The 26,955-nt window shown below is 57.6% G+C and carries 22 protein-coding genes; 5 read left to right on the top strand and 17 right to left on the bottom strand.

What is annotated here, in order from left to right; genetic code table 11:
- Positions 1-76 precede the first annotated feature (76 nt).
- The 8 genes from JK621_RS13445 to chaB form a co-directional block, all read right to left on the bottom strand.
- Positions 77-748, bottom strand: a complete 672-nt coding sequence (locus tag JK621_RS13445) for an ABC transporter ATP-binding protein (RefSeq protein ID WP_212556430.1) — start codon at positions 746-748, stop codon at positions 77-79.
- The gene (locus JK621_RS13450) at positions 745-1,587 is read right to left on the bottom strand and encodes an ABC transporter ATP-binding protein (RefSeq protein WP_212556431.1); all 843 of its coding nucleotides are present in this window, start codon (positions 1,585-1,587) and stop codon (positions 745-747) included. The genes JK621_RS13445 and JK621_RS13450 overlap by 4 nt, the downstream gene beginning before the upstream one ends.
- A complete protein-coding gene (locus JK621_RS13455) occupies positions 1,577-2,446 on the bottom strand; it encodes an ABC transporter permease (protein ID WP_212556432.1) in 870 nt (289 codons plus the stop codon). Before JK621_RS13455 ends, JK621_RS13450 begins: the two co-directional genes overlap by 11 nt.
- A complete protein-coding gene (locus tag JK621_RS13460; RefSeq protein WP_212556433.1) occupies positions 2,443-3,495 on the bottom strand; it encodes an ABC transporter permease in 1,053 nt (350 codons plus the stop codon). Before JK621_RS13460 ends, JK621_RS13455 begins: the two co-directional genes overlap by 4 nt.
- The gene (locus JK621_RS13465) at positions 3,495-5,063 is read right to left on the bottom strand and encodes an ABC transporter substrate-binding protein (protein WP_212556434.1); all 1,569 of its coding nucleotides are present in this window, start codon (positions 5,061-5,063) and stop codon (positions 3,495-3,497) included. The genes JK621_RS13460 and JK621_RS13465 overlap by 1 nt, the downstream gene beginning before the upstream one ends.
- A gap of 459 nt (positions 5,064-5,522) precedes the next feature.
- Positions 5,523-6,476 (bottom strand): HTH-type transcriptional regulator Cbl, encoded by a 954-nt coding sequence (gene cbl, locus JK621_RS13470; protein ID WP_212556435.1) that lies wholly within the window; start codon positions 6,474-6,476, stop codon positions 5,523-5,525.
- A gap of 301 nt (positions 6,477-6,777) precedes the next feature.
- On the bottom strand, positions 6,778-7,473 hold the full coding sequence (locus tag JK621_RS13475; protein WP_062871160.1) for a gamma-glutamylcyclotransferase: 696 nt from the start codon (positions 7,471-7,473) through the stop codon (positions 6,778-6,780).
- Positions 7,474-7,858: 385 nt separating this feature from the next.
- Entirely contained in the window at positions 7,859-8,086 is a 228-nt protein-coding gene (chaB, locus tag JK621_RS13480; RefSeq protein WP_212556436.1) for a putative cation transport regulator ChaB, read from the bottom strand.
- A gap of 130 nt (positions 8,087-8,216) precedes the next feature.
- Here chaB and JK621_RS13485 point away from each other — a divergent pair, with 130 nt between their 5' ends.
- Positions 8,217-9,035, top strand: a complete 819-nt coding sequence (locus JK621_RS13485) for a siderophore-interacting protein (protein WP_212556437.1) — start codon at positions 8,217-8,219, stop codon at positions 9,033-9,035.
- 495 nt (positions 9,036-9,530) lie between these two features.
- A complete protein-coding gene (chaA, locus tag JK621_RS13490; protein WP_212556438.1) occupies positions 9,531-10,631 on the top strand; it encodes a sodium-potassium/proton antiporter ChaA in 1,101 nt (366 codons plus the stop codon).
- A 57-nt stretch (positions 10,632-10,688) separates the two neighbouring features.
- Here chaA and lpxO read toward each other — a convergent pair whose 3' ends face one another.
- The 8 genes from lpxO to JK621_RS13530 form a co-directional block, all read right to left on the bottom strand.
- Positions 10,689-11,591 (bottom strand): lipid A hydroxylase LpxO, encoded by a 903-nt coding sequence (gene lpxO, locus JK621_RS13495; protein WP_212556439.1) that lies wholly within the window; start codon positions 11,589-11,591, stop codon positions 10,689-10,691.
- Positions 11,592-11,823: 232 nt separating this feature from the next.
- The gene (gene phoH, locus JK621_RS13500; protein WP_004945903.1) at positions 11,824-12,609 is read right to left on the bottom strand and encodes a phosphate starvation-inducible protein PhoH; all 786 of its coding nucleotides are present in this window, start codon (positions 12,607-12,609) and stop codon (positions 11,824-11,826) included.
- 718 nt (positions 12,610-13,327) lie between these two features.
- The gene (gene pqqU, locus JK621_RS13505; RefSeq protein ID WP_212556440.1) at positions 13,328-15,475 is read right to left on the bottom strand and encodes a TonB-dependent receptor PqqU; all 2,148 of its coding nucleotides are present in this window, start codon (positions 15,473-15,475) and stop codon (positions 13,328-13,330) included.
- 341 nt (positions 15,476-15,816) lie between these two features.
- Positions 15,817-17,115 carry an iron uptake transporter deferrochelatase/peroxidase subunit gene (gene efeB / locus JK621_RS13510; protein ID WP_212556441.1) on the bottom strand — a complete coding sequence of 433 codons (1,299 nt, stop codon included), beginning with the start codon at positions 17,113-17,115 and terminating at the stop codon, positions 15,817-15,819.
- 10 nt (positions 17,116-17,125) lie between these two features.
- Positions 17,126-18,256 (bottom strand): iron uptake system protein EfeO, encoded by a 1,131-nt coding sequence (gene efeO / locus JK621_RS13515; protein ID WP_212556442.1) that lies wholly within the window; start codon positions 18,254-18,256, stop codon positions 17,126-17,128.
- 18 nt (positions 18,257-18,274) lie between these two features.
- Positions 18,275-19,120: an iron uptake transporter permease EfeU gene (gene efeU / locus JK621_RS13520; RefSeq protein WP_212556443.1), complete on the bottom strand. Its 846-nt coding sequence runs from the start codon at positions 19,118-19,120 to the stop codon at positions 18,275-18,277.
- 246 nt (positions 19,121-19,366) lie between these two features.
- Positions 19,367-20,851, bottom strand: coding sequence for a sodium/proline symporter PutP (gene putP, locus JK621_RS13525; protein WP_212556444.1), 1,485 nt, complete (start codon positions 20,849-20,851; stop codon positions 19,367-19,369).
- Between the two features lie 245 nt (positions 20,852-21,096).
- A complete protein-coding gene (locus JK621_RS13530) occupies positions 21,097-21,306 on the bottom strand; it encodes a hypothetical protein (protein WP_212556445.1) in 210 nt (69 codons plus the stop codon).
- A 102-nt stretch (positions 21,307-21,408) separates the two neighbouring features.
- On the opposite strand from JK621_RS13530, the gene putA reads away from it, so the two are divergent.
- The 3 genes from putA (at position 21,409) to JK621_RS13545 (ending at position 26,169) form a co-directional block, all read left to right on the top strand.
- The gene (gene putA / locus JK621_RS13535) at positions 21,409-25,380 is read left to right on the top strand and encodes a trifunctional transcriptional regulator/proline dehydrogenase/L-glutamate gamma-semialdehyde dehydrogenase (protein ID WP_212556446.1); all 3,972 of its coding nucleotides are present in this window, start codon (positions 21,409-21,411) and stop codon (positions 25,378-25,380) included.
- 163 nt (positions 25,381-25,543) lie between these two features.
- Positions 25,544-25,726 (top strand): type II toxin-antitoxin system HicA family toxin, encoded by a 183-nt coding sequence (locus tag JK621_RS13540; RefSeq protein ID WP_212556447.1) that lies wholly within the window; start codon positions 25,544-25,546, stop codon positions 25,724-25,726.
- Positions 25,727-25,755: 29 nt separating this feature from the next.
- Positions 25,756-26,169 carry a type II toxin-antitoxin system HicB family antitoxin gene (locus tag JK621_RS13545; RefSeq protein WP_212556448.1) on the top strand — a complete coding sequence of 138 codons (414 nt, stop codon included), beginning with the start codon at positions 25,756-25,758 and terminating at the stop codon, positions 26,167-26,169.
- Between the two features lie 32 nt (positions 26,170-26,201).
- Here JK621_RS13545 and tcyN read toward each other — a convergent pair whose 3' ends face one another.
- Positions 26,202-26,954: an L-cystine ABC transporter ATP-binding protein TcyN gene (gene tcyN / locus JK621_RS13550; protein WP_212556449.1), complete on the bottom strand. Its 753-nt coding sequence runs from the start codon at positions 26,952-26,954 to the stop codon at positions 26,202-26,204.
- Between the last annotated feature and the right edge of the window lies 1 nt (position 26,955).

A 26,955-nucleotide genomic window follows, 5' to 3' on the forward strand; every position in this document is an offset into this window, starting at 1 on the left:
ATAAGAAGAACGACTATAAATTGCTTTATTTATTACACAGATAAATATACCCGCTGGCAGAGCAGCGGGTATGGCTTCAGCTCACCAGCCGGCCGTGCGCCATTGCCACCGAGCGATCGCACATGTGGTCGATGACGTCGGCGTCGTGGCTGACCAGGATCATGGTCAGATCGCCGGCCTGCTTCAGATCGTTGAGCAGGTTGAGGATTTCCGCCTGTACCGACATGTCCAGCGCCGACGTCGGCTCGTCCAGCAGCAGCAGTTTCGGTTTCAGCAGCAGCGCCCGCACTATCGCCACCCGCTGGCGCTGGCCGCCGGAAAGCTGATGCGGATAGCGATCCAGCAAGCGCGGGTCCAGCCCCACCTGCCGAAAACCGGTGTTGATTTTCTGCTCGATATCGCGCTCTTTCAGCAACTTCAGCGGTTCCGCCAAGGTGCGCAACAACCGGTGCTTGGGATGCAACGAAGCATAAGGGTCCTGAAACACCATCTGCACCTCGCGCCGCAGCGCGCCGGTGAAGGGGCGGCCGGGCTTCAGATCCTGGCCCAACAGCCGGAAACCGCCGCTCCAGTTCTCGTTCAACCCGGCCAGCACCCACAGCAGCGAGGATTTACCGCAGCCTGAAGGGCCGACCAGCCCGAAGCATTCACCCTGTTCGATATGCAGATTGACGTCATGCACCACCCTGCGCAATTCATGGCCCTGGCGGTGACTGACGCTGAGGTTGTCCAAAGTAATCAGGCTCATTTCAGCCCCTCCAGCAGCGCGCGATCCAATACCGGCAAAGGTTTGCCGTGGGTTTCCCGGCTCGGCCGGCACGACCATAGCGTGCGGGTATAAGGATGCGTGGCCGAGGCCAACCGATCGGCGGGTAACTGATCCAGCTGTTCTCCCTTGTACATCACCAGTACCCGTTCGCAGTAATGCGCCACCTGCTGCAAATCGTGGCTAATCAGAATCAGCCCCATATTGCGCTGCTCCACCAGATTTTCGATCAGTTGCAATACCTGATCGCGCATCTGGTGATCCAGCGCGGAAGTCGGCTCATCGGCAATCAGCAGTTGCGGATCGTTAATCAGCGCAATCGCCAGCATCACCCGCTGCCCCATGCCGCCGGAAAGCTGATGCGGGTAGCGCTGACGCAACGCCGCCGGATCGGGCAAGCCTACCGCCGCCAGCATGTCCAGCACCTTTTCCCGCCGTTCGGCCCGGCCCAGGCGAGTGTGCAGCAACAGCGGCTCCTCCACCTGCTTGCCAATCGGCTGGGTGGGGTTCAGCACATGCTTGGGATCCTGCATCACCATCGCCACTTTTGTGCCACGCAGCCGGTTCCACTCGCGCTCGTTCAGCCGCGTAAGTTCGTCCCCGCCCAACGTCAGGCGCTGAGCACGCACTTGCAACGGCGGGGGTAATAGCCCCATCAACGCACGGGCGGTCAGGGATTTGCCGGAGCCGGATTCACCGACCAGCGCCAGCCGCTCCTGCCCCATGCTGAAAGAAATCTCTTTTACCAGCGCAACCGGCTGCGGCGCCGGCAGCAGCACCGACAGCCGGTCGGCGATTAATAAACGGTTATCAATGCCCATGACGAGGATCCATTTTATCGCGCAGGCCATCGCCCAACAGGTTAAAAGCCAGGCTGGCGAACAGGATCGCCCCACCCGGCACGGCGGCGACCCACCACTGATCGAAAATCACTTTACTGCCCTCGGCCACCATTGACCCCCATTCGGCGGTCGGCGGCGCAACGCCCATGCCGAGAAAACCCAAACCGGCGGCGGACAGAATAATCCCGCCCAGGCTCAGCGCGGCGCGAACGACCGCGCTCGGCAGGCACAGCGGCAAAATATGGCCGACCATCAGCCGCAGGCCGCCAATGCCCTGCATACGCGCCGCTGCCAGATAGTCACTGCGACGCAACGCCAGGGTTTCCGCCCGCGCCTGACGGGCGAAGGCAGGCCAACTGGTCAACGCCAGCGCCAACGCGCCGTTCATCAAGCCCGGACCGAGCACCGCGACAAACGCCAACGCAATCACCAGGCTGGGCAGCGACAGAAAAATGTCGGTCACGCGCATCAAAATACGCTCCGCCCAGCCGCCGAGGTAACCGGCGCTGATGCCCACCAGCAGGCCAATAGGAATGGTCAGAAGCAGGATCAGAGACACCAGAATCAGCGTCGGGCGGGCGCCGTAAATCACCCGCGACAGCAAGTCGCGGCCAAAACCGTCGGTGCCCAGCCAATGGCCGGAGGAAGGCGGCAGCAGGCGCAACTCTATGTGTTGCAGATTGGGATCGAAGGGTGCCAGCCACGGGGCCAACAGCGCGGTCAGGATCAGGATCGCCACCAGCGTCGCGCCAATCGTCAACGTCGTCAGCCGACGGCGTGAGCGGTAGCCGGTAGCCAGTGCGCCCTGGGGCTCATGTTCTGAAAGGTATTGGCTCATCGGGTTCGTGGGTCCACTAAATAAGTCAGCGCGTCGGCCAGTGCGTTAAGCACCACAAAACAGGTGCCGATCAGCAGCGTAGCGCCAAGAATGGCCGGCGTATCGGCGGCAAACAGCGCGGTGGTCAGATAACGCCCGACGCCCGGCCAGGCGAACACCGTTTCGGTCAGTACCGCGCCTTCGAGCAGGCTGGCATAGGACAGCGACAAAACGGTGATCAGCGTGCCGAGCACGTTGGGAAACACATGGCGCAACAGAATACGCACGCGGCTGGCGCCTTTGGAACGCGCCAGAGTGACGTACTCTTTATTGCACTCTTCCAGCATCGCCGCGCGCAGCAGCCGGGTGATGCCCGCCATCGACAGCAGCGCCAGCGCCACCACCGGCAGCCACAGGTGGCTGATGGCGTTGTAAAACATTTCGCGATCGCCGGACAGCCAGCTATCAATCAGCACAAATCCGCTGCGCGGCTCCATGCTGTAAAGGTAGATATCATCCAGCCGCCCTGGCCCCGCCGACCAATGCAGCGTGGCATAAAACAGCAGCAGCCCCAGCAGGCTGAGCCAGAAGATCGGCACCGAATAACCTATCAGCGACAGCAGGCGCGCCGCGTTATCCAGCCAGCTGCCCGGTTTGAGCACCGCCAGAAACGCCAGCGTAATGCCGCCGAGGGCGCCGAGGATAATGGCGCAGGTAGCCAGTTCTACCGTCGCCGGGAAGGTGCGCAGCAGATCGCTCAGCACCGGCTGCGAGGTGATGCGAGATATCCCCATGTCGCCGTGCGCCAGATGCACCAGATAGCGCCAGAACTGCACCGGCAGCGGCTGATCCAGCCCCAAATCGTGGCGCACCTGGGCGTAAGTGGCTTCGCTGGCGTGATCGCCGGCAATTTGCAACGTTGGGTCGATCGGCGCCAGATGCGAGAGCATAAAGGTGAACAGCAACAGGCCGAGCAGCGTCAGCGCCAGGGACAGCACGCCGGTCAACAGCCTGCGGCCCCAGCGCCAGCTGTGCCGGGCGAGCCCGGCAGAGGAAGAACGGGTTGTCATTACTTGCTGACCTTGCTGTAGAACACCATGTCGGGGTTGATGCCCTGCACGTAGCCTTTCAGATTGTCACGCACGGCGATCAGGCTGCGCGCCTGCAAACCGATAACGAATGGCGAGCTTTGTTGAACGGATTTCTGCAACTGTTGGTAATCCGCCACCCGTTTGGCGGTGTCATTCTCCGCCGTGGCCGCCAGCGTCAGTTTATTCAGCGCAGGAATTTGCCAGTTGGCGCGCCAGGCCAGGGTTTTGCTGCCATCTTCCGGGTTATAGGCGAAGGCGGCGGCGTTGGTGTTCGGGTCAAAATAATCCGGCCCCCACGAGGTCAGGACCGCGTCATAGTTGAGGGTTTTGACCTTGGTGGATACCTGGGCGCTAAGCCCCGGCACCAGATCCACCTTTACGCCACCCTGGGCGAAGCTGGCCTGCAACGCCTGGGCGATATCCAGGTACGGCGGCTGGTTGTTGACGTCCAGCTTGAAGCTGATGTTTTTCAGGCCGGCCTTCGCCAGGATTTCTTTGGCTTTTTGCGGATTGAAACTGTACGGCCGGTCTTTCAACGCGCCCAGATACCCATCCGGCAGGAAAGCCTGGTGGTTCTGGAACTGCCCTTTCAGCAGATCGTTGGCAATGCCGTTATAGTCGAACAGCCAACGCGCCGCTTCCCAGAACGCCGGATTACTCAGCGCCGGCGACGCCTTGGCGTTGAACTGCAGGAAGTAGAGCGAAGCGTACGGGATCGCCAGCGGTTTTACGCCCGGCTTGTCTTTCAGCGCCGCCATCTGGTCTGCGCCCAGGTTGCGCGCAATATCGGCGTCGCCCTGTTCCAGCAGCAGGCGGCGCGCAGCCGGATCCGGCACGTTCTTGATCAAGACGGTTTTCAGCGTTGGCGCGCCTTCCGGCGAGGTGGGATTGGCATCCAGCACCACCACTTCGTGCGGCACATAGGTGCGGATTTTATACGGGCCGCTGCCGGCGGAATGGCTGTTCAACCACTGATGCCCCAAATCATCGCCCTGCTGGTGCGCCAGCGCTTCTTTGGCATCGACAATCGACGACACCGGCGCCGACAGCAGGCTGAGCACGAACGCCGGGCTGACGTTTTCGCTCCAGCTTATTTTCACCTTATGGTCGTCCACCTTGCTCAGGTGCTGGTCGACGTTTTTAGCGTCCCAACCCAGTTGGGTAAGGATAAACGACGGTTCCAGGTTCAGCTTCACCACCCTTGACAGCGAGAAGATCACGTCCTCCGGGCGCAGCGGGTTGCCGCTGGAGAATTTGGCGTCCGGCCGCAGGCTGAAGGTCAGGCTGCGGTTATCGCTGCCCGCCTGCCATTCGCCGGCCAGCGTAGGCTTAAGGTCGACAGGGTTCTGCGGATCCGACTGAATCAGGCGCTGATACAGGCTGTTGAACGATTGTACCGTGGTTAATTCAAAGCCCTGGGCAGGGTCAAAGCTGACCACGTCATCAATTGACTGGGCAATCACCAGCGTATTCGCCGGGGTTGCCGCCTGCGTATTGAAACTGGCCGCTACGGCCAAAAATAGCAAAGAAGGAACGAACGCTTTCATCAGAAACTCTCCAAGCGGATGGAATTTATAGTAATTTCGCGAGTGTATGTGAGTGCATTCGGCAGACGAAGGTACTTAAATAACTATAGATATTCTTTTTATATCTATAGATGAGATTTTGATTATTAAGCAGGCTAAGTTGTGCGGCGTGCCCCGCAATGGCGTGCGCGAATTTTGTCGCCAATGACTTCTCTTGCATGATGATACGCATATGAAAAAACAACGCGTTGCGTTGCCCCTTGCCTGCGATTAGCGTACGGCCAGTCAAGGCCCGGGATGATCAAATGAAACGTCTGGGCCACGCCTACGGCTCCGCCCATTGCCGTTCATTGCGGCAGCAGAGAAATCCGGGATATTGACGGCAATGTTTCCTGCACAGAGAGGGGATAAAAAAATGCCAGTCAGGCTTAACTGACCGGCATTAGGCAATCTGCCCGGCTTTTTATGTTCCCCGCCGGGTCAAATCTGGTAATCGATCACCGCATCCAACTGTGAGGAAAACACCTTGTCCTTGATTTCGGTCAGTGACAGAGTCGGGTTGCACAGCTGGATAAACCGCCAGGCATAGTTACGTTGTAACTGGCTGCGTTTCAACCCCAGCCACACGGTATTGGGTTCGAACAGGTGTTCGGCATTGAGGCTGACCAGCCCGCGATCGCGCTCTTTCTCGTACGACATATCCGCCAATACGCCAACCCCCAGCCCCAACTCGACATAGGTTTTAATCACGTCGGAATCCTGCGCGCTCAATGCGATGTCCGGCGTCAGCCCCGCCGCCTTGAAAGCGGCATCCAGCTTCGAACGGCCGGTGATGCCCTGCCGATAGGTGATCAGCGGCAGGGTACTGAGCATCTCCAGCGTGACCTGTGGCTGGCGGGTCAGTTCATGCCCTTCCGGCACCAAAATGGTGTGATGCCAGCGGTAGTAGGGAAAGGCCGCCAAGGATTCGTCGCTCATCAGCCGTTCGCTGGCAATACCGATATCGGCTTCGCCGGAGGCCAGCATGGCGACAATCTCCTCCGGGCTACCCTGGTTCAACACCACTCTCACCCGCGGATATAACGCACGGAACTCTTTAATCACTCCCGGCAGGCTGTAACGTGCCTGAGTGTGAGTGGTGGCGATATGCAACTGGCCGGAGTCGTTGCTGCTGAATACGTCTGCCAGGCGGCGGATATTATTGGCGTCATTCAGGATGCGCTCCGCCACCACCAGCAACTCTTTACCCGGTTCGGTCATGCCCAATAAACGCTTCCCGCGGCGGATAAATATCTCAATGCCCAGCTCTTCTTCCAGTTCACGAATATGACGGCTAACCCCAGATTGCGAGGTAAATAACGTGTTGGCGACCTCGGTCAGGTTGTAGTTGCAACGCGCCGATTCACGAATAATTTTTAGTTGTTGAAAGTTCATCCCTTCCCCCCTGTCGAGCAATAGTGTTAGCCACAGTGATACTGAGTCTGCCGGGAGGGAACAAATAAGAAATAACCTTTACTTATGCATTTTAATACTAAGTGGATTTTTCATGGCTGTGAATTAACTGTTTCTTCAAATGAAAATAACCAACCAATTTAAAATCAACAAGATATAAAACCACTCATTAGTTGTGGATTAGATATTCCTGCAAAATAAAGTTATTAAATATAGGCATTGGATATATAAAAAAGGGCCCTGCACGCAGAGCCCGTTTGGAAAGGATGTTTCGGTCGCGAGATCAGGCGGTCGCTTCGCCGCCAATAGGGCCGGACGTGTTCTGTTGCAGCCACTGCTGCACGTAGTTGACCAAATCGCCGATGCAGTCATCTTTCATGCCGTGATTTTTCAGCTCGTTATCCAGCGCAAACAGGTATTGGGCGTTGGTGCCCAACGGCCCGCTGGCGCTGGCGATCAGAGGCGCTATCACCTGATGGCTGGTGTCTTCTTCAAACAGCGGGTGCTGCGGGTTCATCACGAATACCAGCGCGGTGACCACTTCGCCGTCGGCAAGCTGGAGATCGCACCAGGTCGGCAGATAACAGCCGGTCACCATTTCACGTTTCCACAGCAGTTCCAGCTCTTCGCGCAGCTTCTCTTCCGGCAGGCGGAACGCCAGCCCGGTAGTATGGCCGCCCTCTTTCAGCGCCAGCATGCGCCCTGGCTGATGCAGGGTGCCGCGCCCGGCGGTTAACCGCAGGCAAAACGCGCGGTGCCACCCCTGCAGCGTAGCCGGACGAACCTCTTCAGATTCGAATACCGGGTTCCACATCAGCGAGCCATAACCGAATATCCACACCGGGCTGTTATCCGGGCGACGGGATAAAGTACAATTCAGCGAGGCCGCACGCTGCTCTGATGTCAGTAACAGCGACTCCTCAATTGTGCCGAATGCTGTTTTGCAATCTGCCTTTTGCAGAAAATCTCGCGTCAACACCTTAACAACCTCCTGGGAATAGGCTACTCATACTCCCTCGCCACTGCGTTCTCTGGATTTTTTATTTATTGGATGCGGAATTTTATTAATTCAATAAGCCCAAAATAATTGGAACTGCATCAAGACGGCAAAATCCTAAATCCCCGGGAGCTTAGAAAACTAAGTGACTGGGGTGCGCTAACGCAGCCAAACCGATGCAGTTTCAAGTATGAAGGCTATAGTCACTCCACGATAATAATGACCTTATTCTTTTCTCGATCCGCAATCAAGTTTCAAAACGTTGATAAAGTGAAAAAGTATTTGTACGCGAGAGCAATAATATTAGCTGCATGCTTAGGTATGCAGATATCGTGATTTTCCCGGCACCTTATGCCGGGATTTAAGGTTACTTTTTGTGCCAACGATCGTCCTCGCCTTTGCGATAGCTCTGCTTCACCGCCGCCCAGGCGACTTTATGCGCCGTTTCTTCGCGGCTGTCATCGCCGCGGCGGTCATCCGGATCCCGATATTGATCCCAGGCGCTGTTAAACGCTTCCTTATAGATCTCTTGTGCATGATCCGGCAGCACATTTTTCACATTGTCAGGTAAGGCGCTCTTACTTTTATACGGCATGATTTGTCTCCCGTAACGACATATGAGCTTATAAGCCTAGCCAATACCGTCGGCGACCTCAACCAGCAAACGATTCTCATTATCAAATGACATGATATACTCGGCGCCAAACGAACATAAGGAGATCACCGTGAATACCGATGCCCCCCGCTCACGCGCGCCTTACCTGATTGAAGTCGCCGCTGTCCGTGACATTACGCCACATTTGCGCCGCATCACCTTTAGCGCGCCAGACCTGCGCCATTACCCGGCGCAAGCCGCTGCCGCGCACATCAAGGTTTTCCTGCCGCTCGCAGGCCAACGGCAACCGGATCTCCCAACGTTGACCGCTAACGGCCCGGTTTGGGCGGAGGATGCGGTGCGCCCGATTATCCGCACCTATTCGGTGCGCGCCGTGCGCCCGGAACTGGCCGAGATCGACATCGAATTCGCCATCCACGACCATAGCGGCCCGGCGGTCAACTTTGCGCGCCAGGCTAAAGCAGGCGATAAAATCGGTATCAGCAACCCTGGCGGCCCCAAGCCGATGCTGCCGCCGGCCGATTTCTACTGCCTGGCCGGAGACCCTTCGTCTTTGCCCGCGCTGGCGGCGTTACTGGAACAGCTGCCGGCTAGCAGCGAAGGCCATGCTTTTATCCGCGTGGATACCGCCGCCGACGTTATCAGCCTGAAAAAACCTGCCGCCATCGAGCTGAATTGGATTATCGGCGGCACCGAGAAAACGCCGGAGCTGATCACCCGGTTTTGCGCATTACCCCTGCCGCAGGCCGCAACCCAGTTCTGGCTGGCGGGTGAAGATCGCCTGGTGGTCGAGCTGCGCCGTTACCTGCGCCGCGATCGTCAATGTGATCGTAATCAGCTTTATGCCGTACCTTACTGGCGTGAGGGGCTAAATGAAGAGGGTTATCATAATAAACGGCATGAAATCATGGATAATATTGACGACTAATGGGAATTTTCTCCTTTATTAACCATGCAATGCGTGGGTAACTGCAATTTACGCGCCACTGATGCAGAAAACTGGACTCACTACGTAAAAGTAAGTAAATAAAACCGCATCCCATGCGGTTTTTTTGTTAATCTTGTCACATATTCCCAAATTAATTCGAGTGGCATCGCGGCGGCAAGTGAACGAGGCCCGCTGAGCTTACTCAGTCAGTGATTCGTGTGAGAACACGCAGCCAACCAAGATGCGGCTTGAAAGATGAAGGGAATAAAGCAAGCAATTGCTTTTCGAGTAACACAACATCACATCATTACCCGATACAAGACACCGGGTGTATCCTATTATTATTAAATATAAATATACCCAATGGATTTCAAACTGCCGCCAACAATGCGGCAGCGTGAAAGGCGGCGGGTAGACATTCTGGATACGCGAGTTGCCGTACTGCGGCAGTCAGCGATGACGGGTCCACGCTGTTTGAGAAGGAGTACCATCAAAATGAAGTCGCAACACGATCCTGGCCGATCCAAATCCCGCCACACCGAGTACTCGCTGATTTTCCCGATCGCCGCCCTGGTAGTGCTGAATCTGTGGGGCAGCACCAGCAACTTTCCCTTGATCGTCGGCATTAACGTCATCGCCCTGATCGGTATTCTCAGCAGCGCCTTCAGCGTGGTGCGCCATGCGGACGTGCTGGCTCATCGTTTGGGGGAACCCTACGGCTCGCTGATCCTCAGCCTGTCGGTCGTTATTCTCGAAGTGAGCCTGATTTCAGCGCTGATGGCGACCGGCGACGCGGCCCCTGCGCTGATGCGCGATACGCTTTATTCCATCATCATGATCGTCACCGCCGGGCTGGTAGGCGTTGCGCTGCTGCTCGGCGGGCGCAAGTTCGCCACTCAGTACGTTAACCTCGGCGGCATCAAACAGTATCTGATGGCCATTTTCCCGCTGGCGATCATCGTTCTGGTGTTCCCGAGCGCGCTGCCGGGCGGTAACTTCAGCACCGGTCAGGCGTTGTTGGTCGCGGTGATTTCCGCGGCAATGTATGGCGTGTTCCTGGTGATCCAGACCAAAACCCACCAGAGCCTGTTCGTGTACGAGCATGAAGATGACGACGGTGACCCGCACCACGGCAAACCTTCCTCACACAGCAGCGCCTGGCATGCGGCCTGGCTGGTCGTGCACCTGATTGCCGTGATCGCGGTGACCAAATTCAATGCCAACCCGCTGGAAGGCTTACTGACCAAAGTGAATGCCCCGGCGCAGTTTACCGGTTTCCTGGTGGCGCTGCTGATCCTGTCGCCGGAAGGTCTGGGTGCCCTGCGGGCGGTGTTGAACAATCAGGTGCAGCGCGCCATGAACCTGTTCTTCGGCTCGGTATTGGCGACCATTTCCCTGACGGTGCCGGCGGTAACCATCATCGCCACCCTCACCGGCCAGACGCTGATCTTCGGCCTGCAGACGCCGCATATCGTGGTGATGTTGACGGTTCTGCTGTTGTGCCAGCTGTCGTTCTCCACCGGCCGCACCAACGTGCTGAACGGTACCGCGCACCTGGCGCTGTTTGCCGCCTACATGATGACCATCTTTTCCTGAATGACCGAGGGGCGCACTCTGCGCCCCTCTTCTTATGCCGCCTTGCACCGCCAGGATTTATACCGCGAAGAAAATGCCCGCCGCGATCCCGCCAAACAGAATCCATTTAATGATGTAATAACCGGTGCGGTTCCACGCCTTTAACCGTTTCCCCACTTTGCGCACCGCATAAATATACTTGAACAGCTTGTTAACGCCGCCGGTACGATCGCCCTCTTCGTTTGGCGCAGTGGCCGCACTCATCAGGTTGCGCCCCAGCCAGTGGTTGACGCTCTGCGCCCAGCGATAACGCATCGGCCGCTCGATATCGCAAAACAGAATCAACCGGTTTTGCCCGCTCTGGTTTTCGGCGTAATGCAGGTAGGTTTCATCAAACATCACCCCTTCACCGTCACGCCAGCTGTAACGTTCGCCGTCGACTTCAATAAAACAGCGATCGTCATTGGGCGTAATCAACCCCAGATGGTAACGCAGCGAACCGGCGTAGGGATCGCGGTGGCGCGGCAGGCGGCTGCCGTCCGGCAGTTCGGCAAACATCGCCGCTTTGACCGAAGGCAGGCCGCGCAGCAGCGCAGTGGTCTGTGGGCACAGGCTCATCGCCGACGGATGGTTGTCTTCATACCATTTCAAATAGAAACGCTTCCAGCCGGTTTTGAAGAACGAGTTGAAGCCGGCATCGTTGAATTGATCCGAGGCCTTGATTTGCTGGATTGCCATCAGCTGCTGCCCTTCGTCGCGGATGGTTTGCCAATTCTCCCGCAATACCGCCAGCTCGGGGAATTGCTCCGGTTGCAGATAAGGCGTTATCGGCGCGCGTGAAAACAGATACATAAAAACGTTTAGCGGCGCGGTAAAAGTGGAATGATCGGAAAGCTGCCGCCAGAAGGTATAACGCACCCGGCCGCGATAATGGATATAGACCACACATAAAATAAATAAGATTAAAATAATATATTTCATGACTGAACCACTGTGAGAAGCCCAACACCTGTGCGCCAAACCGGCGCACAACGCAATTACTTCCTTTTGCCAGGTAAAGGCTGGCAGCCATTTGGAACACCACTAATCATTAACGCTAATACAACGAAAATCCATACAAAAACCTACAATAATTTACACGGAGGGTAAACAGGCGTGGATGAGCGGCAGAAAAGAAAAAGGCCGCCGAAGCGGCCTCGTCGTAGCAGGCAGGTTAACTGTAGGCGTTGAGCGTGCGCTGGCACAGGGCGGAGCGGACGCAGTCTTGTTTATCAAAGCGGATGATGCCGATCATTTCATCCTCCTCGAAGCGCTCCATCGCATCGCTGAGGCCGGACTTCACGCCGCGCGGTAAATCGCACTGGGTTACGTCACCATTGACGATTACCGTTACGTTCTCACCCAAACGGGTCAGGAACATCTTCATCTGGCTGGCGGTGACGTTCTGGGCTTCATCCAGGATAACGACCGCATTTTCGAAGGTACGCCCGCGCATGTAGGCGAAAGGCGCGATCTCTACCTTGCCGATTTCCGGGCGCAGGCAGTATTGCATAAAGGACGATCCCAAACGGCGCACCAGAATGTCATACACCGGACGGAAATAAGGGGCGAACTTCTCAGAAATATCCCCGGGCAAGAAACCGAGGTCTTCATCCGCCTGCAAAACCGGACGCGTAACAATAATCCGATCCACTTCTTTATGTATAAGGGCTTCTGCCGCCTTGGCGGCGCTGATGAATGTTTTGCCGCAGCCGGCTTCACCGGTGGCAAATATCAACTGCTTTTTATCTATGGCGATTAAGTAATGACCCTGAGCTTCGGTTCTAGCCTCGATGGGAGAGCTATCGCGCTTGTCTCGCGCCATGCCGATAGACTCAACTCCACCCATTTGTACCAGCGAGGTTACGGACTCTTCTTCCAGCTGGCGATGACTACGAGCGTCACGACGAATAACGCGTTTCGCTTCACGACGTGCTTTGATCACTGCTTTTTGTCTCATAGTGGCACCTTACAGTTTGTTTCACCTACCGCAGCGGCCTGGCCGCGCGATTATGTTTCACACACGGATTAGGTTTTGGCTTCCTTTAGAGCCAATAAAAGCCAATAGACGAAGTGAATACGCGGGCGTTGTAGCGCACCGTTTGTTCACGGGAGAACGCGATTGCGTAATTAATTGTGGAGTAAAAAGTGACAAGAATTTGTCATGCCGAAAATGCGGAGTTGCCAGGAAAAGAGAGTCGGAGAGAGAACCCTCGTTACAACGAGAAATCAGAGAAGGTGTATTGTTTTTTCTTTCCAGCCCAACCAAGGACTTTACCATTAGCGATCCCCGCAGTGTTATTTACAGCTTCCGCTGTGCACCTTGTGAAAACTACCGCCAGATGATTACAGTATAATGACATTCAAACCCGTAGCGTTACTAAAATGTAAAAAAGTTTAATCTTTTTTGTTTTCAGATAGCGCCAGAACACTATATCACGCTGTTTACGCCATTCCAGAGAAATTTTATCACCCAGCCAGATCAAATAGTTATGATTAAAAAAGGCGGATGACATTTTGGTTTCCTGATTAAATTTTGCACAAACAAAAACGCGGTTTTATCCGCAATGTCAGCGGCACACCTTTCCCCTGGCGCAGTACTTCATTAATAAAAAAGGCGGGAATCTCCCGCCCTGAAGTACCAGGTATACGCGCCCAAGGCTGGGCCGAAAGCGCCTTTACTCGAAGGAATAAGAGACGCTCACGCCGCCGCCCCAGTTCCTGCCCGGCGCCGGTTCGTAATAACGGCCGTTGCCTTCATTGACGATGACCGAGCCAACATATTGGCGGTCAAACAGGTTGTCCACGCGGCCGAAAACGTTAAGCATCCAGTTCCCTACCGGATAGCGGTAGCCGGTATTCAACCCCAGGGTGGTATAGGACGGCGCCTGCTCGGTGTTTTCATCATTCACCTCGATGTCGCTCATGTAGCGCACCTCCGCGCCGGCATACCAGCCTTCAGGCGGGGCCCAGGCGAAAGAGGCGAACCCCATGTTGCGCGCAATGCCCGGCATGCGGTTGCCGCTCGGCACCTTATTATCCGCCGAACACTGGCTGTCGCCGCACACGTCATCCCGATAGCGCGCGTCCAGCAGCGTCCAGGCCAATTGCAGCCGCCAGTCGTAGGCAAACTGCTGGTCCAGCGCCAACTCCAGCCCGCGCCGACGGGTTTGCCCGGCGTTTTTGTAGCTGGTGCGCCCGTTGCTGCTCTCATCGACGACAATTTCATTCTTGGTGTCGGTCTGGAAAACGGCGGCGGTCAACAACCCGTTGCCGATACGCGTTTTGCTGCCAAACTCCACCGTATCGCTGGTGGCCGGTTTCAGGCCGAAATTGAGCCCGCTTTGGTCGCCGGGGCGATAGGACAACTCGTTGATGGTCGGGGTTTCGAAACCGCGCCCGGCGGACAAGTACAGATTCCAGCCGCGGCTGACGGCATAATTGAGCGAGCCGGCCGGCAACCACTGATGGTAGCTGGCGCTGCCGCTGTCATCGCCATTGCTGCCGGTGACGTAGTGATCGTTGGAATCAAAATTGACGGTGCTGTAACGCGCACCGGCATCCAGCGTCAGTTGCTGAGTCAGTTGCCATGAGGTTTGCAGATAAGGATCCACATTCCACATCAGGTTGCGCTCGTTGCGGCGCAGCGCGCCCTGGGTGCCCAGTTCGGTCACGCCGTTGGACTGGGTAAAGTTTTCATACCCTTTGCGCTGTTCGGTCATGGTTTCATAGTCCAGACCGCCGGTCAGGGTGTAAGGCACCGCCACCAGTTCGCCACGGTGGGTCCAGCGCGTATCAATCCCCTGATAATGACGCGTCAGGTCAATCACCCCGCCCGGGTGCTGCGCGCTGCGCTGCTGTACCGCGACCGGGATCGACTGGTATTGCGTGGTTTCGCGCTCGCCGACGTACATCATGATGCTCAGATCATCATTAGCCCCCATCTGGCGCTCATAGTGCAATCCGGCCTGGGTCTGCGAGGTGGTTTTGCGCGTATTGTATTGATCGGCTCGCGGCGCCTGGCGTGGGTTGTCGTGCCATTCGGCAGACGTCAGGCCGCCGGGATCGTTGGCATTGATATCCACGCTGTTGAACAGCAGCGTCAGCGTGCTGACATCGTCGATACGCACGCCCAGCTTGGCATTGCCGAGGTTTTTTTGCGCGCCGCTGTGGTCGCGGAACCCTTGGGTGGTAAAACGGGTGCCGGAAATGGTGTAGTTAACGTCGCCGGCATGGCTGCCATCCCCGGTCGCCCCGCTGGCTTTGACACCATAGCGCCAGGTGCCGTAGCTGCCGAAGTAGCTGCTCGCCTCAAGGCGATTGGGCTGTTGGCCGGTTTCGGTTTCCACATTCACCATACCGCCGGAGGAATTGCCGTAAAGCGCGGAAAACGGCCCGCGCAGCACTTCCACCTTGTCGACCGAGTTCAGGTCGATATTGGAGGTTTGCCCCTGCCCATCCGGCATGGTGGCCGGAATGCCATCCACATAAATCCGCACGCCGCGCACGCCATACATAGAGCGTGCGCCAAAGCCCCGTACCGATAACTGCAAATCTTGCGCATAGTTCTGGCGGTTCTGAATTTGCAAACCCGGCACGCTGCCCAGGCTTTCCGACAGGTTGATCTGCGGCTTGGCATCACGGATTTGGTCGCCGTTCACCACGCTGACGGCGGCGGGCGTCGACAACTCGGAAAGGCCGCTGCGTTTGGCGGTCACCACCATAGTCTGCTCCCCGTCTTTGTCCTGCGCATAGCAGAATGAAAGGGGCAATAAGGCGGGAATAACGATGGCGGAAGCCAGCGTGTTTTTACGGGTGTTTTTCATCAGGAGAATGCCGTTAAAGGGATCGGGAAATCTGAACCGTCTGGAACAAAATGGCTGGTATGTTAATGCTTTTAACAAACAAATGAAAACAGTTATATCCGTCAGACTTGAAGCCGCATCTGTGCGGGTTGCACCCGCGCACCCCAGTCACTTGGCTTATTAAGCTCCAGGGGATTGAACGGCCTTACCGCCGTGATGCAACTCCAATTATTTTGGCTATGGCCATAATTAAAAACCCGGACTTCCGGTTGCGCAAGGCCACTGAATATTTAAATGAATATCGGTTCGGTGCGGAGGGTCGATGAAAAAAGGCGGGGGAACCCCGCCAGATTGAATATTGACTACGCTTTCAGCAAACCGCTGCCAAGGTAATCATTGCCGTCTTTCACCCCCGGCAGCGCAAAGAAGTATCCGCCGCCAATCGGCTTCACGTACTCTTCCAGCGCCTCACCGTTCAGGCGTTTTTGCACCGTCAGGAAGCCTTTCTCCAGATCGGCCTGATAACAGACGAACAGCAGCCCCATTTCCAGCTGGCCGGAATTGGACACGCCGATCGAATAGCTGTAACCGCGGCGCAGTAACAGATTGCTCTGGGTCTGCGGAGTGCGCGGGTTCGCCAGGCGGATATGCGCATCCATCGGGATGGTTTTGCCCTCGGGATCTTTGGCGTAGTCCGGCTCGTCGTGCTCATGCTTCATGCCGAGCGGCGCGCCGCTGTGCTTTTCACGGCCGAAGATGGTTTGCTGTTCCTGCAACGGCGTACGGTCCCAGAATTCGACGTGGAAACGGATAATCCGCAGCGCCTGATAGCTGCCGCCTACCGCCCAGGCAGGTTCCCCGGCGTTGTCCGCCACCCACACCACCTGGTCCATCAACGGCTTGTCGTCGGTTTTCGGGTTGGCAGTGCCGTCTTTAAAGCCCAGCAGGTTGATCGGCGTTTCTTTGCCTTTGCTGCGCGCGGCATGGGCGGAAATAAAGCCTTCCCGCTTCCAGCGCACGCTAAGCAAGTCCGGCGAGTGCTTGATGATATCGCGCAGCGCGTGGAGAGCGGTTTCATTGGTGTTGGCGCAAATTTGCAACACCAGATCGCCATGACACAGGCTGGCGTCCAGCGAGTCATTGGGAAAGCGCGTCATCTTTTGCAGCCGCAGCGGTTTTTGCGCCTGCAGGCCAAAACGTTCGTCAAACAGCGAAGTGCCCACTGAAACCGTGATGGTCAGGTTGTCCGGGTAAATCTCCGGCCCCATGATGCCCGAATCAAGCGGCGGCAGCTTGGGATCAACCTCCGGCGCCTTGCCGCCGCTGGTCAGAAACGCAATGCGGTTAGTCAGCAACCGGAACAGGCGCTCCAGATCCTGCTTGTTGCTTGCCAGCACGTCAAAAGCCACCAGCATCATCGCCGCCTGCTGCGCGGTGAGGATCCCGCCCTGATGCGCGCCATAGAACGGCTGTTTCTGCCAGCGCTCATCCTGCGGCGTCGCCGGCGCATCGGCGCCCTTCTCCGTTGCCTGCGCCAAGCGGCTGCCGCCCAGCGCCAGAACGCCCAGCCCCAAACCCTGCAGCAAACGACGGCGCGACGGTGACGCCGCGCCTGTTGATTGCGGATGCGGCCCGTTACCCGGGCCGATCTTGTTACTCATAGTGCTTGCCTCAATCCAGACCCAATACGCCACGCAGTTGTGACAGGTCTTCCGCCAGGGTAGTGATCGGCCCTTTCATAGCATTACGATCGGCGTCGGTCAGCTTCTCGTAAGACTCATAGCCGTCTTTGGTTTTGTATTTTGCCAAAATGCCATCAACGGTTTTGAAGTTGGCGTCAATCTTGTCAAGCAAGGGTTTGTTGGCCTTAACCAGCAGCGGGCGCAGCAGGTTAACGATTTTTTGCGCACCGTCGACGTTGGCCTGGAAATCCCACAGGTCGGTACGGCTGTAACGGTCTTCTTCACCGCTGATTTTGCTCGCCGCCACTTCCTCGATCAGGCCGGCCGCGCCACCCACCACCTTGCTCGGCGGGAAGGTCAGATCGTTCACGCGCTTTTGCAGCTCAAGGGTATCCTTGTACAGGCGATCGGCGTATTTGCTCATGTCTTTGGTGGTGTTGTCGGCAAACAGCGCTTTCTCCAGACGGTGGAAACCGGTGAAGTTCGGATCTTCGGCTTTCTTCTCGTAATCGTCTTCACGGGCGTCAATGCTGCCGTCCAGATCGGAGAACAGCTCGGCGATCGGCTCGATACGCTCGTAGTGCTGGCGGGTCGGCGCATACAGTTTGCGCGCTTGCGCGACATCGCCGGCTTTTATCGCGTCGGTGAACAGCTTGGTCTGCTTGACCAGCCCTTCCACTTCTTTGGTGACGTAAACCTTGTACTCGGCAATCGGCCCAACCAGATCCAGCGCGTTAGGTTTGCCATCGGCAGCCGCCCCCGCCGTCACGGTCAGTTTGCCTTTCGGGTTGCTCAGCAGCCCGCAGGTCATATCGTATTCGCCCGCTTCCAGATTGGCGGTCATCTTTTGGGTAAAGCCCGGCGCGATGTTTTCGCGCTCCTCCACCACCATCACCCCTTTCAGGATTTCCCATTCCACGTTTTTCTGGCTGGTATTGTGCACCACAAACTGGGTTTTCCCGGCCGGCACGGTCAGTTGCATCGGCTCGCACTGCTTGTCGTTAACGGTAATCTTCACCTGCGGCACGTCCGCCGCCAGGGCATCGATGCTCAGCGCGAACGCCGGGATAGCCAGTAATGCTGCGTGCAGCGCCTTGCGGCGAAATAACGGAGTAGACATACAAGATTCCCTATTAAATTAGTGATTGATTTTACGTTGCGCCGAAACCGCTGCCGGTTCCGCACGCTGCGGCAGGAAAAAGAAAATCAGCGCCGGGATCAGATACAGGAAATAGACCGCCACTTCGCTCACCGTCGGCGCTTCCTGATAACCGAAGATGCCTTCGAGCAGGGTGCCGAACAGCGAATGGGTAGACAGATGGTTGCTGAGATCAAAGGCGATATCCTGGAAATGGTTCCACAGCCCGGCCTCGTGGAAAGCGCGGATCGCCCCGGCTGCCAGGCCGGCGGCAACGAACAGGATGAACAGGCTGGTCCATTTGAAGAATTTGGCCAGGTGCAGCTTCACGCCGCCCCAATAGAGAGCCATGCCGAGCACGATGGCGGCGACCAGGCCGAGCACCGCGCCAATCGGCGCTTCAACGCCAACGTCCTGCTGGAAAGCCGCCAACAGGAAAAACACCGACTCCAGCCCTTCGCGGGCCACGGCGAAGAACACCATCGCCACCAGTGCCCAGCCCTGCCCCTTGCCGGAATTGAGCGCGCTGTCGATGGCGCCTTCCAGATGCACCTTGACCGATTTGGAGACCTTACGCATCCAGAACACCATATAGGTGAGGATCAACACCGCAATCACCGCGACGATGCCTTCGAACAGCTCCTGCTGTTTCTGCGGGAATTCGCCGGTGGTTTCATTAATGAAGATGCCGAGCGCCAGGCACAGGGCCGCCGCGACAATCACCCCTATCCACACCACGCCTAGCCATTGGCCGCGTTGGGTGCGTTTCAGGTAGCTGGCGATCAGGCTGACGATCAGCGCAGCTTCCAGCCCCTCGCGGAACATGATAAGGAAGGGAACAAACATAAGTAATAACCCCTAAAAAGGCTTTCGCCGCGAAGCGTCCGCACGCCAGGAATGGCCGCAGCGCTAATGTAAAGAAAAGTAAAACACAACGATAGTGATTATCATTCTGCCAAAAAGAAATACAAGGGGAGCAAGGGTGATTTTTTCTAATCAAATGTCGCGAGGTGTTTCCGGCAGGTGACACAGCGAGGACGTGAAAATGACAAAGGGCGCTTAATGCGCCCTTTAAGACTCGCGGTGCGAGGGTTAAACCGTTTTAAACTCGGCTTCCGCCTTGACGAAACGTTCGGTCATGGTGGCAGACGGCTGACGGCCCATCAGGCTCACCACGACAATGGCGATGCAGCCAAACAGGAAGCCCGGGATGATTTCATACAGATCCAGCCAGGCGAAGTGTTTCCAGACAATCACCGTCGCAGCACCCACCAGCATGCCGGCCAATGCGCCGTTGCGGGTCATGCGTGACCACATCACCGAGATCAGCACTACCGGGCCAAAGGCGGCGCCGAAGCCGGCCCAGGCATAGCTTACCAGGCCCAGCACGCGGTTTTCCGGGTTGGCGGCCAACGCGATCGCCACCAGCGCCACGACCAGCACCATGATACGCCCCACCCACACCAGCTCACGTTGGCTGGCTCCCTTACGCAGGAAAGCTTTGTACAGGTCTTCGGTAATCGCGCTTGAACAGACCAGCAGCTGGCAGCTCAGGGTGCTCATCACCGCCGCCAGGATCGCCGACAGCAGAATGCCCGCCACCCACGGGTTGAACAAAATCATCGCCAGCTCGATAAACACGCGCTCGCCGTTTTGCGACACGTTACCCGCCTGATCCGGGTTGTTGGCGAAGTAGGCAATACCGAAGAAACCGACGGCAATGGTGCCCGCCAGGCACAGGATCATCCAGGTCATACTGATGCGGCGTGCGCTGCGGATGGTGCGGTGGGAATCCGCCGCCATGAAACGCGCCAGGATGTGCGGCTGGCCGAAGTAACCCAATCCCCAACCCAGCAGCGAAAGGATAGCCACGAAATTCAGGCCTTTCAGCATGTCGATGTTGGCCGGGCTCTTCGCTTCAATCACCAGCATTGAAGTATCGATGCCGCCTACCGCCAGGATCACGAATACCGGCGTCAGGATCAGCGCGAAAATCATCAGGCTGGCCTGCACGGTATCGGTCCAGCTCACCGCCAGGAAACCGCCGATAAAGGTATAAAGGATGGTAGCAGCAGCACCGGCCCACAGCGCCGTTTCGTAGCTCATGCCAAAGGTGCTTTCGAACAGGCGCGCGCCGGCCACGATGCCGGAGGCACAGTAGATGGTGAAGAACACCAGGATGACAATGGCGGAGATCACCCGCAGCAACTTGCTCTTGTCTTCAAAGCGGCTGGTGAAATAATCCGGCAGCGTCAGGGCGTTATTGTTGGCTTCGGTATGTACGCGCAGCCGCCCCGCCACCAGTTTCCAGTTGAGGTAAGCGCCGATCGTCAGGCCAATGGCAATCCAGCTTTCCGAGATGCCGGACAGGAAGATGGCGCCCGGCAGGCCCATCAGCAACCAGCCGCTCATATCCGATGCGCCGGCAGAGAGCGCGGTCACTACGCTGCCCAGGCTGCGGCCGCCCAGAATATAGTCGTCGAAGTTATTGGTTGCCCGGTAGGCAAGCAAGCCGATTAACACCATCCCGAAGATATACACCAGGAAGGTCACCAGCATAGGTGTGCTCATTGTCATGAAATTCTCCACTCTCATTATTATTTCGCGCTGTATTGCGATATTTGCTACTTGCCGATCCGCCGGAACGAGGCGAAATGACGAACAGGCCGCGAGTGAAAATAGTTTCCTCCCGCAATTGTCTGACCGCCGGCTATCCTAGATGACCTGTTCGTTATCCAACAAGACATTTAACAACAAAGTTACACAAAGTTTACCCTGCGTCACATTTAACCGTTTTTGCAGTTGCACCTTTCGGCCTTAAATCAAGTTGCACCTCCCAAAACCCCAGCTTTATCCCTTGTATTGCTGAGGATAACTCCCTCAAGCATCAAACCTGCGCGTTCTCCGGCGAAGAACCCAGCAAGAATCGTGCCGGTTGCCGATGTTAAAAAATCGATGGAACTCACACTTCGCTCATCGGCCTGATTTAACAAGGTTGCACAAAGTTGCAACATGCTGGATATTGTCTGCATTCTTCACACCGCATAACACACGAACCTATCCCAATAGCCTATGTGGCCCGTAGTTTGTATAGCCTGATGGGATAGGTTCTTTAACACAGGAGTTGGATTGGCATGGGCACTACCACAATGGGCGTGAAGCTCGACGAGGCAACACGCGACCGGATTAAAGACGCGGCACAGCGTATCGATCGCACGCCGCACTGGCTCATCAAGCAGGCCATTTTCAATTACCTCGAGCGTCTCGAGAGCGGTTCCGATATTCCTGAAATCCCGGCACTTGCCGCCGCGGCCCAGGCCGAAGCGGACGACATTATGCCGCAAGCGCTGGAAGAGTCCCACCAGCCATTCCTTGAATTTGCAGAACAAATTTTACCTCAGTCGGTCAATCGGGCCGCCATTACCGCCGCTTATCGCCGCCCGGAGACCGAAGCGGTGCCGATGTTGCTCGAACAGGCGCGATTACCCGCCGATCTTGCCAAAGCCACCCATAAGATGGCTTACGACATCGCCGAGAAGCTGCGTAACCAAAAGAGTGCAAACGGCCGCGCCGGCATGGTGCAAGGTCTGCTGCAAGAGTTCTCGCTTTCCTCGCAGGAAGGCGTAGCGCTGATGTGCCTGGCGGAAGCCCTGCTGCGCATTCCGGACAAGCCAACTCGCGATGCGCTGATCCGCGATAAAATCAGCAACGGCAACTGGCATTCCCATCTCGGACGCAGCCCGTCGCTGTTCGTTAACGCCGCCACCTGGGGCCTGCTGTTCACCGGCAAGCTGGTGTCGACCCATAACGAAGCCAATCTGTCCCTTTCGCTGAACCGCATCATCGGCAAAAGCGGCGAACCCTTGATCCGCAAAGGCGTGGATATGGCGATGCGCCTGATGGGCGAGCAGTTCGTGACCGGCGAAACCATCGCCGAAGCGCTGGCCAACGCGCGCAAGCTTGAAGACAAAGGCTTCCGCTATTCCTATGACATGTTGGGTGAAGCGGCGCTGACCGAAGCCGACGCCCAGGCCTATCTGGTGTCCTACCAGCAGGCGATCCACGCCATCGGCAAAGCCTCTAACGGCCGCGGCATCTATGAAGGCCCGGGGATTTCGATCAAGCTCTCCGCCCTGCACCCGCGTTACAGCCGCGCGCAGTACGAGCGCGTAATGGAAGAGCTTTACCCGCGCCTGCTGTCGTTGACCCTGCAGGCACGGCAGTATGACATCGGCATTAACATCGACGCCGAAGAAGCCGATCGTCTGGAGATCTCGCTCGATCTGCTGGAGAAGCTGTGCTTTGAACCGCAACTGGCCGGCTGGAATGGCATTGGTTTCGTGATCCAGGCTTATCAAAAACGCTGCCCGTTCGCTATCGACGCGGTTATCGACATGGCGCAGCGCAGCCGTCGCCGCCTGATGATCCGCCTGGTGAAAGGCGCCTATTGGGACAGCGAGATCAAACGCGCCCAAATGGACGGGCTGGAAGGCTATCCGGTATACACCCGCAAGGTCTACACCGACGTGTCTTACCTGGCCTGCGCCCGCAAACTGCTGGCGGTGCCAAATTTGATTTACCCACAGTTCGCCACCCATAACGCCCACACATTGAGCGCGATCTATCATCTGGCAGGCAACAACTATTATCCGGGTCAGTATGAGTTCCAATGCCTGCACGGCATGGGAGAACCGCTGTATGAGCAAGTGGTGGGCAAAGTGGCCGACGGCAAACTGAACCGCCCTTGCCGCATCTATGCGCCGGTCGGCACCCATGAAACGCTGCTGGCTTATCTGGTGCGCCGCCTGCTGGAAAACGGCGCCAACACCTCGTTCGTTAACCGCATTGCCGACGCCACGCTGCCGCTCGACGAACTGGTTGCCGATCCGGTCACCGCCGTCGAGGCACTGGCTGCCAGCGAAGGCCAGATTGGTCTGCCGCACCCGCGCATTCCGCTGCCGCGTGAGCTGTATGGCGAGAAGCGCATCAACTCCAGCGGCCTGGATCTGTCCAACGAACAACGTCTGGCCTCGCTGTCCAGCGCGCTGCTCACCAGCGCTACCCAGCCATGGCGTGCGGAACCTATCATCGACGCCGAGCTGGATCAGGGCGTGGAACAGCCGGTGATTAACCCGGCCGAGCCGGGCGATGTGGTCGGTTACGTGCGTGAAGCCACCGAAGCGGAAGTCAGCCGGGCGCTCGACGCCGCCGCCGCCGCCGGCCCAATCTGGTTTGCCACCCCGCCATCCGAGCGCGCCGCCATTCTTGAGCGCGCTGCGGAACTGATGGAAGGCCAACTGCAAAGCCTGTTGGGCATTCTGGTGCGCGAAGCGGGCAAAACCTTTAACAACGCCATCGCCGAAGTGCGCGAAGCGGTCGATTTCCTGCATTACTACGCCGGCCAGGTGCGCGATGACTTCGCCAACGACAGCCATCGCCCGCTGGGCCCGGTGGTCTGTATCAGCCCGTGGAACTTCCCGCTGGCGATCTTCACCGGCCAGATTGCCGCGGCATTGGCGGCAGGCAACAGCGTGCTGGCCAAACCGGCCGAGCAAACGCCGCTGATTGCCGCACAGGCGGTGCGCATTCTGCTGGAAGCCGGTATTCCGCAAGGCGTGCTGCAACTGCTGCCGGGCCAGGGCGAGAGCGTCGGCTCGGTGCTGGTCAACGACGCCCGCGTGCGCGGCGTGATGTTTACCGGCTCCACCGACGTCGCAGGCATCCTGCAACGCAGCGTCGCCGGTCGTCTGGATCCGCAGGGCCGCCCAACGCCATTGGTTGCCGAAACCGGTGGCCTGAACGCCATGATCGTCGACTCTTCCGCCCTGACCGAACAGGTGGTGACGGACGTGGTCGCTTCGGCCTTCGACAGCGCCGGTCAGCGCTGTTCCGCGCTGCGCATCCTGTGCATTCAGGAAGATGTGGCGGAACATACGCTGCAAATGCTGCGCGGCGCGATGGCCGAATGCCGCATGGGTAACCCTGAACGCCTGTCTACCGACATCGGCCCGGTGATCGACGCCGAGGCCAAAACCGGCATCGAACGCCATATCCAGGCGATGCGCGCCAAGGGCCGCAAGGTCTATCAGGCGGCGAAAGGCAATGCGCAGGATGAGAAAGAGTGGTCACGCGGCACCTTTATCAAGCCGACGCTGATCGAACTGGACAGCTTCGACGAGCTGCAAAAAGAGATCTTCGGCCCGGTGCTGCACGTGGTCCGCTTCCAGCGCGCCAATCTGGAGTCGCTGGTTGATCAGATCAACGCCGCCGGTTATGGCCTGACGCTGGGCATTCACACCCGTATCGATGAAACCATCGCCCGCGTCACCGAACGCGCCAAAGTGGGCAACCTGTACGTTAACCGCAATATGGTTGGCGCGGTCGTCGGCGTGCAACCCTTCGGCGGCGAAGGCCTGTCCGGCACCGGCCCGAAAGCCGGTGGCCCGCTGTATCTCTACCGCCTGCTGGCCAACCGCCCGGACGACGCCGTTCTGCGCACCCTGAACCGCCAGGACGACGAGCGCCCGCTGGAAGCCACCGCGCGGCCGCTGCTGCTCAATGCCCACCAGGCGCTCGAGCAGTGGGCAGTTGCCGAGAAACACAGCGATCTGGTGCAGTTGGCGCAACGCTACGCCGAGCTGGGCCAGGGCGGCACCGTTCGACCGCTGCCGGGCCCGACCGGCGAACGCAACACCTACGCCCTGCTGCCGCGCGAACGCGTGCTGTGCCTGGCGGACAACGAAGCCGATGCGCTGACTCAACTGGCTGCCGTGCTGGCGGTTGGCAGCAGCGTGCTGTGGCCGGAAGCCGAATTGCAGCGCACGCTATACCGCCGCCTGCCGGCGGCAGTTCAGGCACAAATCAGCTTCAGCAAGGACTGGCAGCAGGATAAGGTGGCGTTCGACGCCGCCATTTACCACGGCGATGCCGATCAGTTGCGTACCCTGTGCGAGCAGATCGCCCAACGCAGCGGCGCGATCGTCTCGGTGCAGGGCTTTGCCCACGGTGAAACCAACATCCTGTTGGAACGCCTGCTAATCGAACGTTCGCTCAGCGTCAACACCGCCGCCGCCGGCGGTAACGCCAGCCTGATGACCATCGGTTAACCTTTAAAGAGGGATTGCAGCCGTTTGTCATCCACTCTGCTATCAGCCTCGCAAACCCTGCATCCGTGCAGGGTTTTTTATTGTCTGCGCAAAAACGACAGGCTAGCCTGAGCCTCTCATTGCCATTGTGTGTATGGTGTGTACAATAAAAGGTGATAAGCGCGTGAAAAGTGCAGAACTGATCAGGCTGTTAGAACGGGAAGGTTGGGTTTTAGAGCGGATAAAGGGAAGCCACCATCAGTTTAAACACCCGAGATCCCGTCTGGTGATCACCGTTCCACCCCCGCGTAAAGATCTGAAGCCGGGAACGCTGCGCCAAATCATGAAAGATGCCGGGCTGTGCTGACCCGGCACCATGAGTTAACAGGAGAAATTATGTTCTACCCTGCTTATGTACATTCAGACCACGACGGCAGCGCCAGCGGTTTCTTCCCCGATGTGCCGGGTTGCTATTTTGCCGGCGATACCCTCGATATCGCCTTTGAAGACGCCAAAAGCGCGCTGGACGCGCATTTCGAACTGCTGAGCGAAGACAACCAGGCCATCCCGCGCCCACAGGCCGTTTCCTTCCATCTGGCGCAGCAAAACGACACCCTGAACGGCGGGCAGTGGCTGCTGGTCGATATCAATATGGATAAGTTCGATGGGCGGGCGGAACGTATAAATATCACCCTGCCGCACCGCTTGCTGAACCGCATCGATTCACTGGTGCAGCGGCATCCTGGCTATGGGAGCCGCAGCGCTTTTTTGGCCGCCGCCGCCCGTAATGAATTATTGAAAGTCGGTTAGTCGAGAGTCAGGGGGCAAAACGCCCCCCTTTCTCATTGATTCAAAAACTTGTCGAGGAATTGCTGAGTGCGCTGGTGTTGCGGGTTGGCGAACAGTGCTTTGGCCGGGCCCTGTTCAACGATGCGCCCGTGGTCCATAAAAATGGCGCGGTCGGCAACGTCGCGGGCAAAGCTCATTTCATGCGTCACGATCACCATGGTGCGCTTCTCTTCCGCCAACGAACGAATGGTGTTGAGCACCTCGCCCACCAGCTCCGGATCGAGCGCGGAAGTCGGTTCATCAAACAGGATCACTTCCGGCTGCATCGCCAGCGCGCGGGCAATCGCCACGCGTTGCTGCTGGCCGCCGGAAAGCCGGCGTGGATAAGCGGATTCTTTACCGCTCAGCCCGACTTTGGCCAGCAGGGCACGGGCGCGCTGTTCGGCGCTGGCTTTGCTCTCACCCTTAACGATGACCGGGCCTTCAATAATGTTCTCCAACACCGAACGGTGCGGAAACAAGTTGAAGTTTTGGAACACGAAGCCTACCTGTTGGCGCAGCGCGCGCACTTGTTTTTTCTGTTTGCTCAGCGGCTTTGAACCGTCGATCTGAATATCGCCGACGCGAATGGTGCCGGAATCCGGAACCTCCAGCAGATTAATGCTGCGCAGCAAGGTGGTTTTCCCCGAACCGCTCGGCCCGATAATCGCCACCACTTCACCGGCGTTAACCTCCAGATCTATCCCATGCAGCACCGTTTGGCCGTTGAACTGCTTGACCAGTTTTTTCACTTCGATGGCACTCATG

Source organism: Serratia plymuthica, assembly GCF_018336935.1.
Classification (GTDB): Bacteria; Pseudomonadota; Gammaproteobacteria; order Enterobacterales; family Enterobacteriaceae; genus Serratia; species Serratia plymuthica_B.

Coding starts and splice junctions, on each gene's coding strand:
- JK621_RS13465 (WP_212556434.1), bottom strand. CDS start 5,063: ATGAAAGCGTTCGTTCCTTCTTTGCTATTTTTGGCCGTAGCGGCCAGT.
- cbl (WP_212556435.1), bottom strand. CDS start 6,476: ATGAACTTTCAACAACTAAAAATTATTCGTGAATCGGCGCGTTGCAAC.
- JK621_RS13545 (WP_212556448.1), top strand. CDS start 25,756: ATGTTCTACCCTGCTTATGTACATTCAGACCACGACGGCAGCGCCAGC.
- phoH (WP_004945903.1), bottom strand. CDS start 12,609: ATGAGACAAAAAGCAGTGATCAAAGCACGTCGTGAAGCGAAACGCGTT.
- efeB (WP_212556441.1), bottom strand. CDS start 17,115: ATGAGTAACAAGATCGGCCCGGGTAACGGGCCGCATCCGCAATCAACA.
- chaA (WP_212556438.1), top strand. CDS start 9,531: ATGAAGTCGCAACACGATCCTGGCCGATCCAAATCCCGCCACACCGAG.
- putP (WP_212556444.1), bottom strand. CDS start 20,851: ATGACAATGAGCACACCTATGCTGGTGACCTTCCTGGTGTATATCTTC.
- efeO (WP_212556442.1), bottom strand. CDS start 18,256: ATGTCTACTCCGTTATTTCGCCGCAAGGCGCTGCACGCAGCATTACTG.
- pqqU (WP_212556440.1), bottom strand. CDS start 15,475: ATGAAAAACACCCGTAAAAACACGCTGGCTTCCGCCATCGTTATTCCC.
- JK621_RS13460 (WP_212556433.1), bottom strand. CDS start 3,495: ATGACAACCCGTTCTTCCTCTGCCGGGCTCGCCCGGCACAGCTGGCGC.
- JK621_RS13455 (WP_212556432.1), bottom strand. CDS start 2,446: ATGAGCCAATACCTTTCAGAACATGAGCCCCAGGGCGCACTGGCTACC.
- chaB (WP_212556436.1), bottom strand. CDS start 8,086: ATGCCGTATAAAAGTAAGAGCGCCTTACCTGACAATGTGAAAAATGTG.
- lpxO (WP_212556439.1), bottom strand. CDS start 11,591: ATGAAATATATTATTTTAATCTTATTTATTTTATGTGTGGTCTATATC.
- JK621_RS13530 (WP_212556445.1), bottom strand. CDS start 21,306: ATGCAGACAATATCCAGCATGTTGCAACTTTGTGCAACCTTGTTAAAT.
- efeU (WP_212556443.1), bottom strand. CDS start 19,120: ATGTTTGTTCCCTTCCTTATCATGTTCCGCGAGGGGCTGGAAGCTGCG.
- putA (WP_212556446.1), top strand. CDS start 21,409: ATGGGCACTACCACAATGGGCGTGAAGCTCGACGAGGCAACACGCGAC.
- JK621_RS13445 (WP_212556430.1), bottom strand. CDS start 748: ATGAGCCTGATTACTTTGGACAACCTCAGCGTCAGTCACCGCCAGGGC.
- JK621_RS13450 (WP_212556431.1), bottom strand. CDS start 1,587: ATGGGCATTGATAACCGTTTATTAATCGCCGACCGGCTGTCGGTGCTG.
- tcyN (WP_212556449.1), bottom strand. CDS start 26,954: ATGAGTGCCATCGAAGTGAAAAAACTGGTCAAGCAGTTCAACGGCCAA.